We start from the raw sequence: 18,895 nt of genomic DNA on the forward strand, positions 1-18,895 counted from the left end.
AGTCCTGGTCGCAAGGGTATTGCTCGTGCCTGGGCGTTACGTTCCGCGCACGCGACATCCGCAAGGGCCACAGGACTCTGTGCAACCCTTCAGGGCGGTTCGCCGTCACACCCAGTGAGGCGCACAGCGGGCCCCATCACGAAAGACCCTGCGAGGAGTACATGCCGGACAGTGAGAGCAAGCCCGGGCGCGGTCGCGCCAGGGGCCGCCGCCGAAAGCCGCGCAGCGCGGGCAGCAAGGCGCTGCGCGTCGCGGCGTGGGGCGCGGCGGGCGTCGTGGTTCTCGGCGGCACCGGCCTCGGGTACGTCTATTTCAAGCTCGACGGCAACATCAAGAGCGTCGACATCAACCAGGCCCTCGGCAAGGACCGGCCGCGCAACGTCGACAACGGCTCGCAGGACATCCTGGTGCTGGGCTCCGACAGTCGCGCCGGGGCCAACAAGAAGGCCGGTGGCGGCATCGACGACGGGTCCGCGCGCTCGGACACCGCGATGATCGTGCACATATACAAGGGCCACAAGAAGGCGAGTGTCGTCTCCATACCCAGGGACACCCTCGTCGACCGGCCCGCCTGCACCGACACCCGCGGCACCACGCACCCCGCCCAGCACCACGCCATGTTCAACTCGGCCTACTCCGTGGGCGGCGCCGCCTGCGCGGTCAAGACCGTCGAGTCCATGACCGGCATCCGGATGGACCACTACATCGAGGTCGACTTCAGCGGCTTCGAGAAGCTCGTCGACGACCTCGGCGGCGTCCGGGTCACCACCAGCAAGGCGATAGACGACCCCGACAGCCACCTCAAGCTCGCCGCGGGCACGCACACCCTGAACGGCAAGCAGTCGCTCGGCCTGGTCCGCACCCGCCACGGCGTCGGCGACGGCAGCGACCTCGGCCGCATCCAGCTGCAGCAGGCCTTCATGAAGGCCCTCATGGACCAGGTCGAGCACATCGGCGTCTTCAGCAACCCCAAGAAGCTGTACGAGCTCGCCGACACCGCCACCAACACCGTGACCACCGACTCGGAGCTCGGCTCGGTCAAGGACCTGTACTCGTTCGCGAGCGGCCTCAAGGGCATCGGCTCCAAGGACATGAAGATGGTCACCATGCCGGTGCAGTACGACACCGCCGACGCCAACCGGGTCCTGCTCGACAAGACGAAGGCCCAGACCGTCTGGGACGCCCTCAAGGCCGACAGGGCGATCCCGAGGGCCGCCACCGAGGGCACCGCCACCGGCCAGGCCGACGGCGTCGTGAAGTAGCCCGGGAGCGGACCGGGGAAGCAGACCGAGAAGCAGCCCGGGAGCAGCCCGGGAAGCGGCCCGGGAATAGTTTCGTCCGCCCCCCGGTTTTGGGGGATACGGCCAGTCCTGGCAGACTGGTACGTCGGCTCCGGTTCACGCTTCCGCATCCCGCGGCTGCGACCCGGCGCCCTCCCGAACCTAGGAGACACCTTGAAGCGCGACATCCACCCCGAGTACGTCGAGACGCAGGTAAGCTGCACCTGCGGCGCGTCGTTCACCACCCGCAGCACGATCTCGTCCGGCACCATCCGTGCCGAGGTCTGCTCCGAGTGCCACCCGTTCTACACGGGCAAGCAGAAGATCCTCGACACCGGTGGCCGTGTGGCCCGCTTCGAGGCCCGCTTCGGCAAGGCTGCCGCTGCCAAGAAGTAGCGAGGCTCCAGCGCCGGTCCTCGGCGCCCCTTCCGTGGGGGCGCCGGGACCGGCGCTTTGCGGTGCAGCCCCCTTTCGTTCACGTACACGTCGCTCACACACGACGTACACAAAGCAGGAGCCGGAGATGTTCGAGGCCGTCGAGGAACTCATCGGCGAGCACGCCGATCTGGAGAAGAAGCTCGCGGATCCCTCGGTCCACGCCGACCAGGCCAACGCGCGCAAGCTCAACAAGCGTTACGCCGAGCTGACCCCGATCGTCGCGACGTACCGCTCCTGGAAGCAGACCGGCGACGACATCGACACCGCCCGCGAACTCGCCGCCGACGACCCGGACTTCGCCGACGAGGTCAAGGAGCTGGAGGCGCGCCGAGAGGAGCTCACCGAGAAGCTGCGGCTGCTGCTCGTGCCCCGGGACCCGTCCGACGACAAGGACGTCATCCTGGAGATCAAGGCCGGTGCGGGCGGCGACGAGTCCGCGCTGTTCGCCGGTGACCTGCTGCGCATGTATCTGCGCTATGCCGAGCGCGTCGGCTGGAAGACCGAGATCATCGACTCCACCGAGTCCGAGCTCGGCGGCTACAAGGACGTCCAGGTCGCCGTGAAGACCAAGGGCGGTGGCGGCGCCACCGAGCCCGGCCAGGGCGTGTGGGCGCGGATGAAGTACGAGGGCGGGGTGCACCGCGTGCAGCGGGTGCCCGCCACCGAGTCGCAGGGCCGCATCCACACCTCCGCGGCCGGCGTGCTCGTCACGCCCGAGGCCGAGGAGATCGACGTCGAGATCAACCCGAACGATCTGCGCATCGACGTCTACCGCTCGTCCGGACCCGGCGGCCAGTCCGTCAACACCACCGACTCCGCCGTACGCATCACGCACCTGCCCACCGGCGTCGTCGCCTCCTGCCAGAACGAGAAGAGCCAGCTCCAGAACAAGGAGCAGGCCCTGCGCATCCTGCGCTCCAGGCTCCTGGCCATCGCCCAGGAGGAGGCCGAGAGCAAGGCCGCGGACGCCCGGCGCAGCCAGGTCCGCACCGTCGACCGCTCCGAGAAGATCCGCACCTACAACTTCCCGGAGAACCGCATCTCGGACCACCGCGTCGGCTTCAAGGCGTACAACCTGGACCAGGTGCTCGACGGCGACCTCGACGCCGTCATCCAGGCGTGCGTCGACGCGGACTCGGCCGCCAAACTGGCAGCCGCCGCGTAATCACCACCCTTCCCAGCCCCCCTCGTAAGTCCACAGCTCAGCCCGGAGGACCAGCGTGAACCTGCTGCTCGCGGAAGTGGCCCAGGCCACCCAGCGGCTGGCCGACGCCGGCGTGCCCTCGCCGCGCAACGACGCGGAGGAACTCGCCGCCTTCGTGCACGGCGTCAAGCGGGGCGAGCTGCACACCGTCAAGGACGCGGACTTCGACGCCCGCTACTGGGAGGTGATCGCGCGCCGCGAGGCCCGCGAGCCGCTCCAGCACATCACCGGGCACGCCTACTTCCGCTACCTGGAGCTCCAGGTCGGGCCCGGCGTCTTCGTGCCGCGCCCGGAGACCGAGTCGGTCGTCGGGTGGGCCATAGACGCCGTACGGGCCATGGACGTCGTCGAGCCGCGCATCGTCGACCTGTGCACCGGCTCGGGCGCCATCGCGCTCGCGCTCGCCCAGGAGGTGCCGCGCTCGCGCGTCCACGCCGTGGAGCTGTCCGAGGACGCCCTGAGGTGGACGCGGAAGAACGTCGAGGGATCCAGGGTCGACCTGCGCCAGGGAGACGCCCTGGACGCCTTCCACGACCTCGACGGACAGGTCGACCTGGTCGTCTCCAACCCCCCGTACATCCCGCTCACCGAGTGGGAGTACGTCGCCCCCGAGGCCCGCGACTACGACCCCGAACTCGCCCTCTTCTCCGGCGAGGACGGACTCGACCTCATCCGCGGTATCGAACGCACCGCCCACCGCCTGCTCCGCCCCGGCGGCATCGTCGTCGTCGAGCACGCGGACACCCAGGGCGGCCAGGTGCCCTGGATCTTCACCGAGGAACTGGGGTGGGCCGACGCCGCCGACCACCCGGATCTCAACAACCGGCCACGCTTCGCCACCGCCCGCAAGGCGCGGCCATGACCCTCGACCACTTCTACGAACCCGCACCCGCATCCGAGCAGGAGGCACGCTGAATGGCACGGCGCTACGACACCAACGACGCGACCGACCGCGCCACCGGCCTGCGTGAGGCAGCGTCCGCCGTCCGCCGCGGCGAGCTGGTCGTGCTGCCCACCGACACCGTCTACGGGATCGGCGCCGACGCGTTCTCCCCCGAGGCCGTCGGCGACCTCCTGGAGGCCAAGGGCCGCGGCCGCGGCATGCCGAGCCCCGTCCTGATCGGCTCCCCGAACACGCTGCACGGCCTCGTCACGGACTTCTCCGAGACGGCCTGGGAGCTGGTCGACGCGTACTGGCCCGGCGGCCTCACGCTCGTCGCCAGGCACCAGCCGTCCCTCCAGTGGGACCTGGGCGACACCCGCGGCACGGTCGCCGTGCGCATGCCGCTGCACCCGGTCGCCATCGAGCTGCTCACCGAGGTCGGCCCGATGGCCGTCTCCTCGGCCAACCTCACCGGACACCCGGCGCCCGAGGACTGCGACGCCGCGCAGGACATGCTCGGCGACTCCGTCTCCGTCTACCTGGACGGCGGCCCCACCCCCGGCATCGTCCCGTCGTCCATCGTCGACGTGACCGGCAAGGTGCCGTTGCTGCTGCGCGAGGGCGCTCTGACCGCCGACGAGCTGCGCAAGGTGGTACCCGACCTCGAGGTGGCGAATTGACGGCCCCTGAGACGGGGCGTGGCATAGGCAACGGGTACGTACAGTCGCCGGTCCTCCCCGGCGACTCCTTCCGCATCCTCCACGTCAGCACCGGCAACGTGTGCCGCTCGCCCATCACCGAGCGGCTGACCCGGCATGCCCTCGCGGCACGGCTCGGCGACCCGTCCGCGGGCGGCCTCGTCGTGGAGAGCGCCGGCACCTGGGGCCACGAGGGCGCCCCGATGGAGGCCAACGCGGAAACGGTCCTGTCCGACCTCGGCGCCGACCCCACGGGTTTCGTCGGCCGCGAGCTCCTGGACGACCACGTCATAAGGGCCGACCTGGTCCTGACCGCGACCCGGGACCACCGCGCCCAGGTCATCTCCATGGGCCACAGCGCGGGCCTGCGCACCTTCACCCTGAAGGAGTTCACGCGCCTCGTGCAGGCCATAGACCCGGCGACCCTGCCCGACCCCCGGGAGGCCGGGGTGGTCGAACGGGCCCGCGCCCTGGTCCGCGCCGCCGCTGCTCTACGCGGGTGGCTGCTGGCCCCGTCGCTGGAGGCGGACGAGGTGTACGACCCGTACGGGGCGCCGCTGCCGTTCTTCCAGTCGGTGGGGTCGGAGATCAGTGCGGCGCTCGACCCGGTGGTCACGGCGCTGACGGGAAGACCCGAACAGGTCTGAGCGGCACCATCACGCCCCTCCGGCGATTGAGCTGCGGGGCCCCGGGCAGAGCCCCGGGGAGCGCGCCCCCGGGCGGCCGAAAGCTCCCGGATCTACATTGGAAGGCACCACCTCCCCACCGCGAGGCCCGGAGCCCGAAGATGACGCTCACTACCGAATCCAGCCCCCTCGCGGCGCTGACCCGCCAGGACCCCGAACTGGCCGAGGTCATCCTCGGGGAAGCGGCCCGGCAGGCCGACTCCCTCCAGCTCATCGCCGCCGAGAACTTCACGTCACCCGCCGTGCTCGCGGCCCTCGGCTCCCCGCTCGCCAACAAGTACGCCGAGGGCTACCCGGGCGCCCGCCACCACGGCGGCTGCGAGCTCGTCGACGTCGCCGAGCGGATCGCCGTCGACCGGGCCAGGGCGCTGTTCGGCGCCGACCACGTCAACGTACAGGCGCACTCCGGCTCCTCCGCCGTGCTCGCCGCGTACGCGGTGCTGCTGCGCCCCGGCGACACGGTCCTCGCCATGGGCCTGACCTCCGGCGGGCACCTCACCCACGGCTCACCGGCCAACTTCTCCGGCCGCTGGTTCGACTTCGTCCCCTACGGCGTCGACCCGGAGAGCGGGCTCATCGACCACGACCGGGTCCGCGACCTGGCCCGCGCGGCCCGCCCCAAGGCGATCGTGTGCGGCTCCATCTCCTACCCGCGCCACATCGACTACGCCGCCTTCCGTGCCATCGCCGACGAGGTGGGCGCCCATCTCGTCGCGGACGCCGCGCACCCCATCGGCCTGGTAGCCGGGGGAGCGGCGCCGAGCCCCGTCCCGTACGCCGACATCGTCTGCGCCACCACGCACAAGGTGCTGCGCGGACCGCGCGGCGGCATGCTGATGTGCGGCGCCGAGCTCGCCGACCGCGTGGACCGGGCCGTCTTCCCGTTCACGCAGGGGGGTGCGCAGATGCACACGATCGCGGCGAAGGCCGTCGCGTTCGGGGAGGCGTCCACACCGGCGTTCAGCGCGTACGCCCATCAGGTGGTGGCGAACGCGCGGCTGCTCGCCGCCTCGCTGGGCGCGGAGGGCTTCGAGGTCACCACCGGCGGCACCGACACCCACATCGTCACCGTCGACCCGGCCCCCCTCGGCGTGGACGGCCCGACGGCCCGCGCCCGCCTCGCCTCCGCCGGTGTCGTCCTCGACATCTGCGCCCTGCCGCACGGCGAAGGGCGGGGACTGCGCCTGGGCACGGCCGCCGTCACCACGCAGGGCATGGGGGAGGCGGAGATGGCCCGGATCGCCGTGCTCCTGTCGGGTGTCGTGCGCGACACCCTGGACGTGCGCGAGGTGCGCGAGGAGGTCCGCGAACTGACCGGCGAATTTCCGCCGTACGAGCGGTAGCGACCGCGCCCACCTGGTGACTCTCGGTCGCGCGGGACCCGGCCGGGGGCCGCGGAACGTAACAGCCCCGTCACTCGTGCAACCATCCTCGCTACCCGGCAGTCCCCATCTTCAACCACGCGAAGCTAGGGTGTGGGGCTGAGATGGCCAGCGATACCTGTGGGGAAGCCCGTGCGTGAATACCTGCTGACGCTCTGCATCACGGCCGCGGTGACCTATCTGCTCACAGGCCCGGTGCGGAAGTTCGCGATCGTGGCCGGCGCCATGCCGGAGATCCGGGCACGTGACGTGCACCGGGAACCCACGCCGCGGCTCGGCGGTATCGCCATGTTCTTCGGACTGTGCGCGGGCCTCCTCGTCGCCGACCACCTCTCCAACCTGGACAAGGTCTTCGAGTCGTCGAACGAGCCGCGCGCGCTGCTCTCCGGCGCGGCGCTGATCTGGCTGATCGGCGTCCTGGACGACAAGTTCGAGATCGACGCCCTGATCAAGCTCGGCGGTCAGATGATCGCCGGAGGCGTCATGGTCATGCAGGGCCTGACGATCCTGTTCCTGCCGATCCCCGGCGTGGGGACCGTCTCCCTGACCCAGTGGCAGGGCACGCTGCTCACCGTCGCCCTGGTCGTCATCACGATCAACGCCGTCAACTTCGTGGACGGCCTCGACGGCCTGGCGGCCGGCATGGTGTGCATCGCCGCCGCGGCGTTCTTCCTGTACGCGTACCGCATCTGGTACGGCTACGGCATCGAGTCCGCGGCCCCGGCGACGCTGTTCGCGGCGATCCTCATGGGCATGTGCCTGGGCTTCCTGCCGCACAACATGCACCCGGCGCGGATCTTCATGGGCGACTCCGGGTCGATGCTCATCGGTCTCGTGCTCGCCGCGGCGGCCATCTCCATGACCGGCCAGATCGACCCGGACGCCCTCAAGCTGAACCTGGGCGGCAGCGGCCGGGACACCACGCACGCGCTGCTGCCGGTCTTCATCCCGCTGGTCATGCCGCTGACGATCATCGCGATCCCGTTCACCGACCTGGTTCTCGCGATCGTGCGCCGCACCTGGAACGGCAAGTCGCCGTTCGCGGCCGACCGCGGCCACCTCCACCACCGGCTCCTGGAGATCGGGCACTCCCACAGCCGCGCGGTGCTGATCATGTACTTCTGGTCGGCGCTCATCGCCTTCGGCGCGGTCGGCTACTCGGTGCACTCGGCGTCCGGGATGGGCGTCGTCCTCGCGATCGTCGTACTGAGCTTCGTCGGCCTCGTGCTGCTGTTGCTGCCCCGGTTCACGCCCCATACCCCGCGCTGGGCCGAGCGGTTGGTGCCGCCGCGGTACCGGCGGCGCCGGGCCGAGGTCGGGTCCGCCGGGGCGGACGGGGCCCAAGACCCCCAAGATCAGGACGGATCGGGGGAGCGGCTGCCGGTTCCCACGGGTGTCGCCGGGGTCTCCGGAGTCAATGGCGCGACAGCGATCGGCGCCCGTTCGCGTATCACTGATCGGCGGAAGGCCGGAACGTCCCGCTGACGTTCGTCCGAAATGGCCTTCCATATCAGACAAGTTGCCCCACCAGGTGCGCGGACGCGCAGCGTCCCCCACATGTGTGACGGTCAGCACACCAAGTAGGTAAAGACCACATCAAATAGTTTGTGATACCGTTCACTACCGGTGAGTGAAGCACCGAAAGGCCTTGGTAGAGGGGCCTTTTGGATCGAAAGTGTCCTCGCCTCCCTGCGTTAATCTCCGTGCTGGACCGGATCGCACTCAGTGACATCCGGCCCTCGCCCACCCATACGACCCCCACTTTTCGCTGGAGCCGTTCGCATGCAGCCAAACGACGTCCGGATCCTCCGGGGCGCGACGCTCGTCGCCGCACCCGCAGGTGTCGTCGCCACCGTTGTCAGTGCGATCGTCGCCGGTGAGAAGGGGCTCGTCGGCGCGCTCGTGGCGCTCGCCGTGGTCGCCGGCTTCTTCGGCCTCGGCTCCGCGGCACTGATGCGCATCACACAGAACAAGCCGCAGGTGGCGATGACCGCGGGCCTGCTCGTCTACACGGTGCAGATCCTCCTCATCGGTGTCTTCGTCATCGCCTTCGGTGACACCACGCTCTTCAACGGCCGGGCCTTCGGCCTCACCCTCCTGGTCACCGCGCTGGCCTGGGTCGGCGGTCAGGTGAAGCAGAGCCTCACCAGCCGGATGCTCTACGTGAACCCGGAGCCGTCCGTGCCCGCCGAAGGGTCCCGTGATGGGATGTAAGGGGGGCGTCAAGGTGATACATCCCGATCTGCTATGGTCCGGGAGCGCTTCCGGTGAGGATCCCTCCCGCCTTCTCGGCGGAGGAGGGCATCGCCCTCACGGTCGACGGCGTACTCGGATCGACAGCTGTGATCACGGTGTGGAATCCGAGCGGCCGGGCCCGCGGCGGATGCGTCCCACGGACTGCGGCGGCACCGCCACACCACCATGTCCCCAGTGCCGACAAGCGGCCTCACCAGCCGCGCTGACACACAAGGTTGCCGTTACTTATGCGTCACGACGAAGGAGTCACGGGTGAGTGCCCACATGCTGCTCGCTGAAAGCGGCTGCCACATCAATGCTGACTGTGCCTTTCCCGCACCGGGCCTCCACTCGTTCAACTTCGAGCCGATCTTCAGCATCGGTAGCTTCGACTTCACCAAGCCGATGCTTCTCGCGGTCATCTGCACGCTGCTCGTGGTCGGCTTCTTCTGGCTCGCGTTCCGCAAGCCGAAGCTGGTCCCCGGGAAGCTTCAGCTCGTCGGCGAGATCGGATACAACTTCGTCGCCCGCAGCATCGCCCTCGAAGTGATCGGCAAGAAGGGGAAGAAGTACATCCCCTTCCTGACCTCGATCTTCTTCTTCGTGTGGGTCATGAACATCATGGAATACATTCCGTTCGCGATGTTCCCGGCCACCTCACGGTTCGCCTTCCCGGTGGCCCTCGCGGCGCTGGTGTGGATCACCTACATGTTCCTGGCGTTCAAGACGCACGGTTTCAAGGGCGGCATCAAGAACCTGGTCTGGCTCGAGGGCATTCCGAAGCCTCTCGTCCCGCTGATCGTGTTGCTTGAGTTCCTTCAGAACGTGATCCTGCGCCCCTTCACCCTCGCGGTGCGACTGTGGGCCAACATGTTCGCCGGTCACATGCTGATCGTCATGTTCAGCGTCGCCTCCTGGTACCTGCTGACGCCGTCGATCATGTCGGCCGTCGCCGCCGGTTCGTTCGTGGTGGACATCCTCATGACCGCGCTTGAGGTGCTGATCACGTTCCTTCAGGCATACATCTTCACGCTGCTCGCCTCGATCTACATCGGCGGAGCGCTCGAAGAGGGTCACTGACCTCCCCCGCTCAACCCCCATCAGAACCTCCGTCGGGAAGCCCCCCGACGGACCGCATCACGAAGGAAGACAGGGAAATGTCTGCCGAGCTCATCAACCTCGCCGCCGCCACCACCGCGGGTCGCCTGGGCGCCGTCGCCTACGGTCTGGCCGCCATCGGCCCCGGTGTCGGTATCGGTCTCGTCTTCGGTCACTCCATCGAGGCCATGGCCCGTCAGCCCGAGGCCATGCCGATCATCCGCACCAACATGTTCCTCGGCTTCGCCCTCTGTGAGGTGCTCGCGCTCCTCGGCCTGGTCGTGCCCTTCATCTTCCAGAAGTGATCTGGGCCGGCAAGTAGCCACATTCGACGAAAGGTTCAGACATGATGGCCTTCCTGGCGGCGGCAGACGCGGAGAACCCGCTCCTGCCGGACACCGCGGAACTGATCATCGGCCTGCTCTGCTTCTTCATCGTCTTCGGTTTCCTCGGTAAGAAGCTTCTGCCCAACATCCAGAAGACGCTGGACGAGCGGCAGGACGCGATCGAGGGCGGTATCGAGCGGGCGGCCGAGGCACAGGCCGAGGCCCAGCAGATCCTCGAGCAGTACCGCGCTCAGCTCGCCGAGGCCAGGCACGAGGCAGCGACCCTGCGCCAGGAGGCCACCGAGCAGGGCGCCGCGATCATCCAGGAGATGAGGGCGGAAGGCCAGCGGCAGCGTGAGGAGATCATCGCCGCCGGTCACGCCCAGATCGAGGCGGACCGCAAGGTCGTGGTCACCGCGCTCCGTCAGGACGTGGGCAAGCTCGCCACCGACCTGGCCGGCAAGCTGGTCGGCGAGTCCCTCGAGGACCACGCCCGCCAGAGCCGCACCATCGACCGCTTCCTCGACAGCCTCGAGGACAGCGCATCGAAGGTCGAGGCGAGCTGATGACGGCCCCGCACGGAGGAGCGAGCCGCGAGGCGCTGGCCACCGCGCGCGAGCGTCTGCAGGCGCTGACCGACACCTCGTCGGTCGACCCCGCCGCGCTCGCCGAGCAGCTGGCCGCCGTCACCGAGCTCCTCGACCGCGAGGTGGCTCTGCGTCGCGTCCTGACCGACCCGGTGCAGCCCGCCGAGGCCCGCGCCGACCTTGTGGGGCGCCTCCTTGCCGGACAGGTGGACGGCCCGGCCGTCGACCTGGTCACCGGCATGGTCCGCTCGCGCTGGTCCAGCTCGCGCGATCTGGTCGACGCGGTGGAGGAACTCGCCGCCGACGCCGATCTCGCGGCGGCCGAGCGAGCCGGTGCGCTCGACAGCGTCGAGGACGAGCTGTTCCGCTTCGGCCGGATCATCCAGTCCAACAGCGCGCTGCGCTCGGCGCTCAGCGACCGCAAGGCCACGGCCGACGCCAAGCGTGAGCTGCTGCACAGCCTCCTTGGCGGCCGCGCCGACGCCGTCACGGAGCGGCTGGTCATGCGTCTTGTGACCCGGCCGCGGGGACGTAGCCTTGAGACAGGTCTCGAGACGATGTCCAAGCTCGCCGCCGCCCGACGGGGCAGGGGCGTGGCCACCGTCACCTCGGCGGTGCCGCTCACCGACGGGCAGAAGCAGCGTCTCGGCGCCGCGCTGGCGAAGCTGTACGGACGCCAGATGCACCTGAACCTGGACGTGGACCCCACGGTCCTCGGCGGGGTCTCGGTGCGCGTCGGTGAAGAGGCGATCGACGGCACGATCGCGGGGCGCCTCGAAGAGGCGTCGCGGCGGGCGGCCGGCTGACGGCCGGCCGGCCACGAAAAGAACAGCGGCCCGGTTGGGCCGTGCAGAAATTGCAGAAGATTGCTGGGGGCCCGCGGCGTAGCCGCTAAGGGAAACAGCCCCAGACCCCCAAAGACTTCGGGCCCAACAAGGAGAGCAGGGAACCCAGATGGCGGAGCTCACGATCCGGCCGGAGGAGATCCGGGACGCACTGGAGAACTTTGTCCAGGCGTACAAGCCGGACGCGGCCTCGCGCGAGGAGGTCGGTACGGTCACCCTTGCCGGCGACGGCATCGCGAAGGTCGAGGGTCTTCCCTCGGCCATGGCCAACGAACTTCTGAAGTTCGAGGACGGCACCCTCGGCCTCGCCCTCAACCTCGAGGAGCGCGAGATCGGTGCCATCGTCCTCGGTGAGTTCAGCGGCGTCGAGGAGGGCCAGCCGGTGCAGCGCACCGGTGAGGTGCTCTCCGTGGCGGTCGGCGAGGGCTACCTCGGCCGCGTCGTCGACCCGCTCGGCAACCCGATCGACGGCCTCGGCGAGATCGAGACCACCGGTCGCCGCGCCCTCGAACTGCAGGCCCCGGGCGTCATGGCCCGTAAGTCGGTGCACGAGCCGATGGAGACCGGCTACAAGGCCGTCGACGCGATGACCCCGGTCGGCCGCGGCCAGCGTCAGCTGATCATCGGCGACCGCCAGACCGGCAAGACCGCCCTGGCCGTCGACACGATCATCAACCAGCGCGAGAACTGGCGCTCGGGCGACGTGAACAAGCAGGTCCGCTGCGTCTACGTCGCCATCGGCCAGAAGGGCTCGACCATCGCCTCCGTGCGTGGCGCCCTGGAAGAGGCCGGCGCGCTCGAGTACACGACGATCGTCGCCGCCCCGGCGTCCGACCCGGCCGGCTTCAAGTACCTGGCGCCGTACACCGGCTCGGCCATCGGCCAGCAGTGGATGTACGAGGGCAAGCACGTCCTCATCATCTTCGACGACCTCTCGAAGCAGGCCGACGCCTACCGCGCCGTCTCCCTGCTCCTGCGCCGCCCGCCGGGCCGCGAGGCCTACCCGGGTGACGTCTTCTACCTGCACTCCCGTCTGCTCGAGCGCTGCGCGAAGCTCTCGGACGACCTGGGCGCCGGTTCGATGACGGGTCTGCCGATCGTCGAGACGAAGGCCAACGACGTCTCGGCGTTCATCCCGACCAACGTCATCTCCATCACCGACGGCCAGTGCTTCCTGGAGTCGGACCTGTTCAACGCCGGTCAGCGCCCCGCGCTGAACGTCGGTATCTCCGTCTCCCGAGTCGGTGGTTCCGCGCAGCACAAGGCGATGAAGCAGGTCTCCGGCCGTCTGCGCCTCGACCTGGCCCAGTACCGGGAGCTGGAGGCGTTCGCCGCCTTCGGTTCCGACCTGGACGCCGCGTCGAAGTCCCAGCTGGAGCGCGGCCAGCGCCTGGTCGAGCTGCTCAAGCAGGCCCAGTACCAGCCGATGCCGACCGAGGACCAGGTCGTCTCCGTGTGGGCCGGTACCACCGGCAAGATGGACGACGTCCCGGTCAACGACATCCGCCGCTTCGAGAAGGAGCTTCACGAGTACCTGCACCGCAAGGAGCAGGGCCTCATGACCTCCATCAAGGAGGGCGGCAAGATGTCGGACGACACCCTCACCGCTGTTGCCGACGCGATCGCCGACTTCAAGAAGCAGTTCGAGACCTCGGACGGCAAGCTTCTCGGCGAGGACGCCCCGGCCGCGGCCAAGTGACGTAAGGAAGGGACCTGACTCATGGGAGCCCAGCTCCGGGTCTACAAGCGTCGCATCCGATCCGTCACCGCGACCAAGAAGATCACCAAGGCGATGGAGATGATCGCCGCCTCGCGCGTCGTCAAGGCGCAGCGCAAGGTGGCGGCCTCCACGCCGTACGCGACCGAGCTGACGCGCGCGGTCACGGCGGTCGGTACCGGTTCGAACACCAAGCACCCGCTGACCACGGAGCCGGAGACGGCGACCCGTGCGGCGGTACTGCTCCTCACCAGCGACCGCGGTCTGGCCGGCGCCTTCAACTCCAACGCCATCAAGACGGCGGAGCAGCTGACCGCGCGTCTTGAGGCCGAGGGCAAGGAGGTCGACACGTACGTCGTCGGCCGCCGCGGTCTGGCCCACTACAACTTCCGCGAGCGCAAGGTCGTGGAGTCGTGGTCGGGCTTCACCGACGAGCCCTCGTACGCGGACGCGAAGAAGGTCGCGGGTCCGCTGATCGAGGCGATCGAGAAGGAGACGGCGGACGGCGGCGTGGACGAACTCCACATCGTCTACACCGAGTTCGTCTCGATGATGACGCAGACAGCCGTCGACGGCCGCCTGCTGCCCCTGCGCCTCGAAGAGGTCGCCGAGGAGGCGCCCAAGGGCGAGATCCTCCCCCTCTTCGAGTTCGAGCCGTCGGCGGAGGACGTCCTCGACGCCCTGCTGCCGCGCTACGTCGAGAGCCGTATCTACAACGCGATGCTCCAGTCGGCTGCCTCCAAGCACGCCGCCACGCGCCGCGCCATGAAGTCGGCGACCGACAACGCGGGAGAGCTCATCAATACGCTCTCCCGACTTGCCAACGCGGCCCGCCAGGCCGAAATCACCCAGGAAATCAGCGAGATCGTCGGTGGCTCCGCAGCACTGGCCGACGCGTCCGCGGGGAGTGACAGGTAATGACGACGACAGTTGAGACGGCCGTTGCCACGGGCCGCGTCGCCCGGGTCATCGGCCCGGTCGTCGACGTGGAGTTCCCCGTCGACGCGATGCCGGACATCTACAACGCCCTTCACGTCGAGGTCGCCGACCCGGCCGAGGAAGGCGCCAAGAAGACGCTGACCCTGGAGGTCGCCCAGCACCTGGGTGACGGCCTGGTCCGCACCATCTCCATGCAGCCGACCGACGGTCTGGTCCGCCAGGCCCCGGTCACCGACACCGGCGACGGCATCACCGTCCCGGTCGGCGACTTCACCAAGGGCAAGGTGTTCAACACCCTCGGTGACGTGCTGAACGTCGACGAGAAGTACGACGGCGAGCGCTGGTCCATCCACCGCAAGGCCCCGAACTTCGACGAGCTCGAGTCGAAGACCGAGATGTTCGAGACCGGCGTCAAGGTCATCGACCTTCTCACCCCGTACGTCAAGGGTGGAAAGATCGGTCTGTTCGGCGGCGCCGGCGTCGGCAAGACGGTGCTCATCCAGGAGATGATCTACCGCGTCGCCAACAACCACGACGGTGTCTCCGTGTTCGCCGGTGTCGGCGAGCGCACCCGTGAGGGCAACGACCTCATCGAGGAGATGGCGGACTCCGGCGTCATCGACAAGACCGCGCTTGTCTTCGGTCAGATGGACGAGCCGCCGGGCACCCGTCTGCGCGTGGCTCTCGCGGGTCTGACGATGGCGGAGTACTTCCGGGACGTCCAGAAGCAGGACGTGCTGTTCTTCATCGACAACATCTTCCGCTTCACCCAGGCCGGTTCCGAGGTCTCGACCCTGCTCGGCCGCATGCCCTCCGCGGTGGGCTACCAGCCGAACCTGGCCGACGAGATGGGCCTCCTCCAGGAGCGCATCACCTCGACCCGCGGTCACTCGATCACCTCGATGCAGGCGATCTACGTTCCCGCGGACGACCTGACCGACCCGGCCCCGGCCACCACCTTCGCCCACCTCGACGCGACGACGGTTCTGTCCCGTCCGATCTCCGAGAAGGGCATCTACCCGGCCGTGGACCCGCTGGACTCCACGTCCCGCATCCTCGACCCGCGCTACATCGCGGCGGACCACTACGCCACCGCGATGCGCGTGAAGAACATCCTGCAGAAGTACAAGGATCTCCAGGACATCATCGCGATCCTCGGTATCGACGAGCTCGGCGAGGAGGACAAGCTCGTCGTCCACCGTGCCCGTCGCGTGGAGCGCTTCCTGTCCCAGAACACGCACGTCGCCAAGCAGTTCACCGGCGTCGACGGTTCGGACGTCTCGCTCGACGAGTCGATCGCGGCCTTCAACGCGATCTGCGACGGCGAGTACGACCACTTCCCGGAGCAGGCGTTCTTCCTGTGCGGTGGCATTGAGGACCTCAAGGCCAACGCCAAGGAGCTCGGCGTCTCCTGAGCCCCGTGCTCGTAGGGAGGACCGGGGGTATGTCCCGGTCCTCCCGTCACGCCCACTAGACTTTGAACCGACACCCGGCAGCGAGTGCCGTCGGGTGGTGACCCGAGGAGCCCACCTTGGCTGCTGAGCTGCACGTCGAGCTCGTCGCCGCGGACCGCAGCGTCTGGTCCGGCGAGGCCACCCTGGTCGTCGCGCGCACCATGTCCGGCGACATTGGCGTCATGCCCAACCACCAGCCTGTGCTCGGTGTGCTGGAGTCGGGCCCCGTGACGATCCGTACGAGCGACGGTGGCACGGTCATCGCGGCCGTCCACGGCGGTTTCATGTCGTTCGCGGACAACAAGATGTCGTTGCTGGCCGAGACCGCGGAGCTGGCGGACGAGATCGACGTCCAGCGCGAGGAGCGTGACCTGGAGCGTGCGAAGGCGGCGGGTGACGCTTCCGCCGAGCGTCGCGCGTCCGTGCGACTGCGCGCGGCGGCGGCTCGCTGACACCAGCGGCTCCGCAGGCTTACCTCAGCCGCGGCTCGGACCGGAGACGACCTCCGGACCGGGCCGCGGCTGCGGCGATCTACAACTGTTTTGCTGTTCCGTTATCAGACGGCCCGGCCAGGTGGCAGGCTCGTCAGTCGAGAAGCGAGGAGGGTCGGTGCAGATGGTCCTCGTTCTTGTGCTGTGCGTAGCCGCGGTCGTCGTACTCGTATTGCTGGGGCTCTTCGGCTTCGGGCTGCGGCGCCGCCTGATCCAGCGCTCCGGCGGCACCTTCGACTGCTCCCTGCGCTGGGGTGCCCCGGGCCCCGGCGACCCGGACGCCTCCGGCAAGGGCTGGGGGTACGGAGTGGCCCGCTACAACGGTGACCGCGTGGAGTGGTTCCGCGTCTTCTCCTACTCGCCCCGCCCCCGTCGCATCCTCGAACGCGCGGCGATCCAGGTGACGGGCCGCCGCGCCCCGGACGGCGAGGAGGAGCTGGCGCTGCTGTCCGACGCGATCGTCCTGTCCTGTGTCCACCGCGACACCCGACTGGAACTGGCGATGAGCGAGGACGCGCTGACCGGCTTCCTGGCGTGGCTGGAGGCGGCTCCGCCGGGCCAGCGGGTGAACGTGGCGTAACGACGCGAGCCTCGCCGACGAGTCAAGGAAGAAGCCGGGCGAACGGGGGACGTACCCGTTCACCCGGCTTCCGTGCGCGGGGGCTCGCAGAGCCTCAGCTCAGCCCGGAGTTGATCGCGCTCACCAGCTCACCGTTCGGGGTGTCCCCGGAGAACTCCCAGAAGAACGCGCCACGCAGGTTCTGGTTCCTGGCCCAGCTCATCTTCCCGGCGATGGTGCTCGGGGTGTCGTAGGACCACCAGTCACTGCCGCAGTGCGCGTACGCCGTACCGGCGACCGTCCCGGTGACCGGGCACTTGGTCTTGAGCACCTTGTAGTCCTCGATGCCCTGCTCGTACGTGCCCGCGGCGGGCCCGGTCGCGGTGCCGCCCGGCGCGTCCTGGGTGACGCCGGTCCAGCCGCGGCCGTAGAACCCGATGCCGATGAGCAGCTTGCTCGCGGGGATGCCCTTCGCCTTGTACGCGGCGATGGCGTCGGCGGTGTCCCAGCCGGCCGTCGGAATGCCGTTGTACGAGGTGAGCGGGGAGTGGGGGGCGGTGGGGCCGGTCTTGGCCCAGGCGCCGAAGAAGTCGTACGTCATCACGTTGTACCAGTTGACGTACTGCGCGGCGCCCGCGTAGTCGGCGGCGTCGAGCTTGCCGCCGGAGGTGCCGTCGGCGGTGACGGCGGCGGTGACCAGCTTGTCCTGGCCGAACTTGGCGCGCAGGGCCGCCATCACGTTCTTGAATGCCTCGGGACCGCTGGTGTCGCAGCTCTTGCCGCAGGAGTTCGGGTACTCCCAGTCGATGTCGATGCCGTCGAAGACGTCGGCCCAGCGCGGGTCCTCGACCAGCTTGTAGCAGGAGTCGGCGAACGCGGCCGGGTTCTGCGCGGCCTGGCCGAACCCGCCGGACCAGGTCCAGCCGCCGAACGACCAGAGGATCTTGATGTTCGGGTACTTGGCCTTCAGTTCGCGAAGCTGGTTGAACGCGCCGCGCAGCGGCTGGTCCCAGGTGTCGGCGACGCCGCTGACGCTGTTGTCGGCGGTGTAGGCCATGTCCGTGTCGGCGTAGGAGTCGCCCATGGCGCACTGCCCGTTCGTCACGTTGCCGAACGCGTAGTTGATGTGGGTGAGCTTGGCCGCCGACCCGGATGTGACGATGTTCTTCGGGAAGTACTTGCGCCCGTAGACGCCCCAGTCGGTGAAGTAGCCCATCTTCACGGTGTCGCCGGACGGCGGGGGAGGCGTGGTTCCGCCGCCAGTGGTGTGGACCTTCACCGCGCCGCTGACCGGTCCGGTCTGGTCGGCGGTGTCGCGGGCCTGGACGGTGTACGAGTAGTCGGTGCCCGCGGTCAGGCCGGTGTCGCTGTAGGTGGTGCCGGTGACCGTGGCGACCTTGGTGCCGTCGCGCAGCACGTCGTAGTTCTTGACGCCGTGGTCGTCGGTGGCGGCGGCCCAGCTGAGCTTCACCGAGGTGTCGGTGATGTCCGAGGCGGTCGGGGTGCCGGGGGCGGAGGGGGCGGAGTCGCCGGGCACGTCACCGCCGTCGCAGGAGGCGCCGTTGATCAGACAGCCGGAGGGGGCGCCGGAGCCGGAGCCGTTGAAGCCGAAGGAGACGGAGGCGCCGGGGGCGATCGTCCCGTTGTAGGAGGCGTTCTTGGCGGTCCAGTGGTCGGCGGAGTTGGTGACCGTCGCGTCCCAGGCGGAGGTGACCTTGGTGCCGGAGGGGAAGTCCCACTCGACGCTCCATGAACTGATGGACGTGCTGCCGCCGTTCTTGATGGTCCACTTGCCCTCGAAGCCGGTGCCCCAGTCCTGGGTCTTGGTGTACGTGGCGGTGACCTGGCTGGCCGTGGTCGCGGCCTGCGAGGGTCCGGCGAGGGAGACGAGGGCCGCGGCGGGAAGTACGAGCGTGGCGAGCGCGGCGCCGAGTCTGTGCCGAAGTCTCTTTCTGGCGAGGTCCGTCGGTTGCATCTGCTGCTCCTCGGGTGGTCCTGGGTCCGTGACGGGGGAGAGGTGGAACCCTGCGACGCCCGTGAGCACGTGGTGCGTGGGGTGTGCTCACCGCAGTG

General features: G+C 69.0%; 19 protein-coding genes. 18 read left to right on the top strand and 1 reads right to left on the bottom strand.

Features of this window, described 5'->3' with window-relative positions:
- Positions 1–161: 161 nt before the first annotated feature.
- From OFY01_RS30910 to OFY01_RS30995, 18 genes are all read left to right on the top strand, one after another.
- Positions 162–1,262, top strand: a complete 1,101-nt coding sequence (locus tag OFY01_RS30910; protein ID WP_266605562.1) for an LCP family protein — start codon at positions 162–164, stop codon at positions 1,260–1,262.
- 192 nt (positions 1,263–1,454) lie between these two features.
- Positions 1,455–1,676 carry a 50S ribosomal protein L31 gene (gene rpmE / locus OFY01_RS30915; RefSeq protein ID WP_030574381.1) on the top strand — a complete coding sequence of 74 codons (222 nt, stop codon included), beginning with the start codon at positions 1,455–1,457 and terminating at the stop codon, positions 1,674–1,676.
- Positions 1,677–1,803: 127 nt separating this feature from the next.
- Entirely contained in the window at positions 1,804–2,883 is a 1,080-nt protein-coding gene (gene prfA, locus OFY01_RS30920) for a peptide chain release factor 1 (protein WP_266605563.1), read from the top strand.
- Positions 2,884–2,938: 55 nt separating this feature from the next.
- Positions 2,939–3,784 (top strand): peptide chain release factor N(5)-glutamine methyltransferase, encoded by an 846-nt coding sequence (prmC, locus tag OFY01_RS30925; protein ID WP_266605565.1) that lies wholly within the window; start codon positions 2,939–2,941, stop codon positions 3,782–3,784.
- 53 nt (positions 3,785–3,837) lie between these two features.
- On the top strand, positions 3,838–4,485 hold the full coding sequence (locus OFY01_RS30930; RefSeq protein WP_266605566.1) for an L-threonylcarbamoyladenylate synthase: 648 nt from the start codon (positions 3,838–3,840) through the stop codon (positions 4,483–4,485).
- Positions 4,482–5,150, top strand: a complete 669-nt coding sequence (locus tag OFY01_RS30935) for an arsenate reductase/protein-tyrosine-phosphatase family protein (protein ID WP_407700460.1) — start codon at positions 4,482–4,484, stop codon at positions 5,148–5,150. The genes OFY01_RS30930 and OFY01_RS30935 overlap by 4 nt, the downstream gene beginning before the upstream one ends.
- Before the next feature lie 140 nt (positions 5,151–5,290).
- Positions 5,291–6,532: a serine hydroxymethyltransferase gene (locus OFY01_RS30940; RefSeq protein WP_266605568.1), complete on the top strand. Its 1,242-nt coding sequence runs from the start codon at positions 5,291–5,293 to the stop codon at positions 6,530–6,532.
- Positions 6,533–6,703: 171 nt separating this feature from the next.
- Positions 6,704–8,056 (top strand): MraY family glycosyltransferase, encoded by a 1,353-nt coding sequence (locus OFY01_RS30945; RefSeq protein ID WP_266605569.1) that lies wholly within the window; start codon positions 6,704–6,706, stop codon positions 8,054–8,056.
- Positions 8,057–8,353: 297 nt separating this feature from the next.
- Positions 8,354–8,785 carry a hypothetical protein gene (locus OFY01_RS30950; protein WP_266605571.1) on the top strand — a complete coding sequence of 144 codons (432 nt, stop codon included), beginning with the start codon at positions 8,354–8,356 and terminating at the stop codon, positions 8,783–8,785.
- Positions 8,786–9,079: 294 nt separating this feature from the next.
- Positions 9,080–9,886: a F0F1 ATP synthase subunit A gene (atpB, locus tag OFY01_RS30955; RefSeq protein ID WP_266605573.1), complete on the top strand. Its 807-nt coding sequence runs from the start codon at positions 9,080–9,082 to the stop codon at positions 9,884–9,886.
- Between the two features lie 77 nt (positions 9,887–9,963).
- Positions 9,964–10,209, top strand: a complete 246-nt coding sequence (gene atpE / locus OFY01_RS30960) for an ATP synthase F0 subunit C (protein WP_266605575.1) — start codon at positions 9,964–9,966, stop codon at positions 10,207–10,209.
- Positions 10,210–10,253: 44 nt separating this feature from the next.
- Complete coding sequence (locus OFY01_RS30965; RefSeq protein WP_266605639.1) at positions 10,254–10,796, top strand: F0F1 ATP synthase subunit B; 543 nt, start codon at positions 10,254–10,256, stop codon at positions 10,794–10,796.
- Complete coding sequence (locus OFY01_RS30970; protein ID WP_266605577.1) at positions 10,796–11,623, top strand: F0F1 ATP synthase subunit delta; 828 nt, start codon at positions 10,796–10,798, stop codon at positions 11,621–11,623. The genes OFY01_RS30965 and OFY01_RS30970 overlap by 1 nt, the downstream gene beginning before the upstream one ends.
- Positions 11,624–11,771: 148 nt before the next feature.
- A complete protein-coding gene (gene atpA / locus OFY01_RS30975) occupies positions 11,772–13,361 on the top strand; it encodes a F0F1 ATP synthase subunit alpha (protein WP_266605579.1) in 1,590 nt (529 codons plus the stop codon).
- A 21-nt stretch (positions 13,362–13,382) separates the two neighbouring features.
- Complete coding sequence (locus OFY01_RS30980; RefSeq protein ID WP_266605581.1) at positions 13,383–14,297, top strand: F0F1 ATP synthase subunit gamma; 915 nt, start codon at positions 13,383–13,385, stop codon at positions 14,295–14,297.
- Positions 14,297–15,733: a F0F1 ATP synthase subunit beta gene (atpD, locus tag OFY01_RS30985; RefSeq protein WP_266605583.1), complete on the top strand. Its 1,437-nt coding sequence runs from the start codon at positions 14,297–14,299 to the stop codon at positions 15,731–15,733. The genes OFY01_RS30980 and atpD overlap by 1 nt, the downstream gene beginning before the upstream one ends.
- A 116-nt stretch (positions 15,734–15,849) precedes the next feature.
- A complete protein-coding gene (locus OFY01_RS30990) occupies positions 15,850–16,224 on the top strand; it encodes a F0F1 ATP synthase subunit epsilon (protein WP_266605585.1) in 375 nt (124 codons plus the stop codon).
- Positions 16,225–16,387: 163 nt separating this feature from the next.
- Positions 16,388–16,843: a DUF2550 domain-containing protein gene (locus OFY01_RS30995; RefSeq protein WP_266605587.1), complete on the top strand. Its 456-nt coding sequence runs from the start codon at positions 16,388–16,390 to the stop codon at positions 16,841–16,843.
- 94 nt (positions 16,844–16,937) lie between these two features.
- Here OFY01_RS30995 and OFY01_RS31000 read toward each other — a convergent pair whose 3' ends face one another.
- Positions 16,938–18,797: a glycoside hydrolase family 18 chitinase gene (locus tag OFY01_RS31000; protein WP_266605589.1), complete on the bottom strand. Its 1,860-nt coding sequence runs from the start codon at positions 18,795–18,797 to the stop codon at positions 16,938–16,940.
- Between the last annotated feature and the right edge of the window lie 98 nt (positions 18,798–18,895).

This window comes from Streptomyces beihaiensis, assembly GCF_026274175.1.
Classification (GTDB): domain Bacteria; phylum Actinomycetota; class Actinomycetes; order Streptomycetales; family Streptomycetaceae; genus Streptomyces; species Streptomyces beihaiensis.

What these genes read in the sequence shown, in the direction of transcription:
- OFY01_RS30910 (WP_266605562.1), top strand. Translation starts at nt 162, where the DNA reads ATGCCGGACAGTGAGAGCAAGCCCGGGCGCGGTCGCGCCAGGGGCCGC.
- prfA (WP_266605563.1), top strand. Translation starts at nt 1,804, where the DNA reads ATGTTCGAGGCCGTCGAGGAACTCATCGGCGAGCACGCCGATCTGGAG.
- OFY01_RS30930 (WP_266605566.1), top strand. Translation starts at nt 3,838, where the DNA reads ATGGCACGGCGCTACGACACCAACGACGCGACCGACCGCGCCACCGGC.
- OFY01_RS30940 (WP_266605568.1), top strand. Translation starts at nt 5,291, where the DNA reads ATGACGCTCACTACCGAATCCAGCCCCCTCGCGGCGCTGACCCGCCAG.
- OFY01_RS30950 (WP_266605571.1), top strand. Translation starts at nt 8,354, where the DNA reads ATGCAGCCAAACGACGTCCGGATCCTCCGGGGCGCGACGCTCGTCGCC.
- atpE (WP_266605575.1), top strand. Translation starts at nt 9,964, where the DNA reads ATGTCTGCCGAGCTCATCAACCTCGCCGCCGCCACCACCGCGGGTCGC.
- OFY01_RS30965 (WP_266605639.1), top strand. Translation starts at nt 10,254, where the DNA reads ATGGCCTTCCTGGCGGCGGCAGACGCGGAGAACCCGCTCCTGCCGGAC.
- OFY01_RS30970 (WP_266605577.1), top strand. Translation starts at nt 10,796, where the DNA reads ATGACGGCCCCGCACGGAGGAGCGAGCCGCGAGGCGCTGGCCACCGCG.
- atpA (WP_266605579.1), top strand. Translation starts at nt 11,772, where the DNA reads ATGGCGGAGCTCACGATCCGGCCGGAGGAGATCCGGGACGCACTGGAG.
- OFY01_RS30980 (WP_266605581.1), top strand. Translation starts at nt 13,383, where the DNA reads ATGGGAGCCCAGCTCCGGGTCTACAAGCGTCGCATCCGATCCGTCACC.
- atpD (WP_266605583.1), top strand. Translation starts at nt 14,297, where the DNA reads ATGACGACGACAGTTGAGACGGCCGTTGCCACGGGCCGCGTCGCCCGG.
- OFY01_RS30995 (WP_266605587.1), top strand. Translation starts at nt 16,388, where the DNA reads ATGGTCCTCGTTCTTGTGCTGTGCGTAGCCGCGGTCGTCGTACTCGTA.
- OFY01_RS31000 (WP_266605589.1), bottom strand. Translation starts at nt 18,797, where the DNA reads ATGCAACCGACGGACCTCGCCAGAAAGAGACTTCGGCACAGACTCGGC.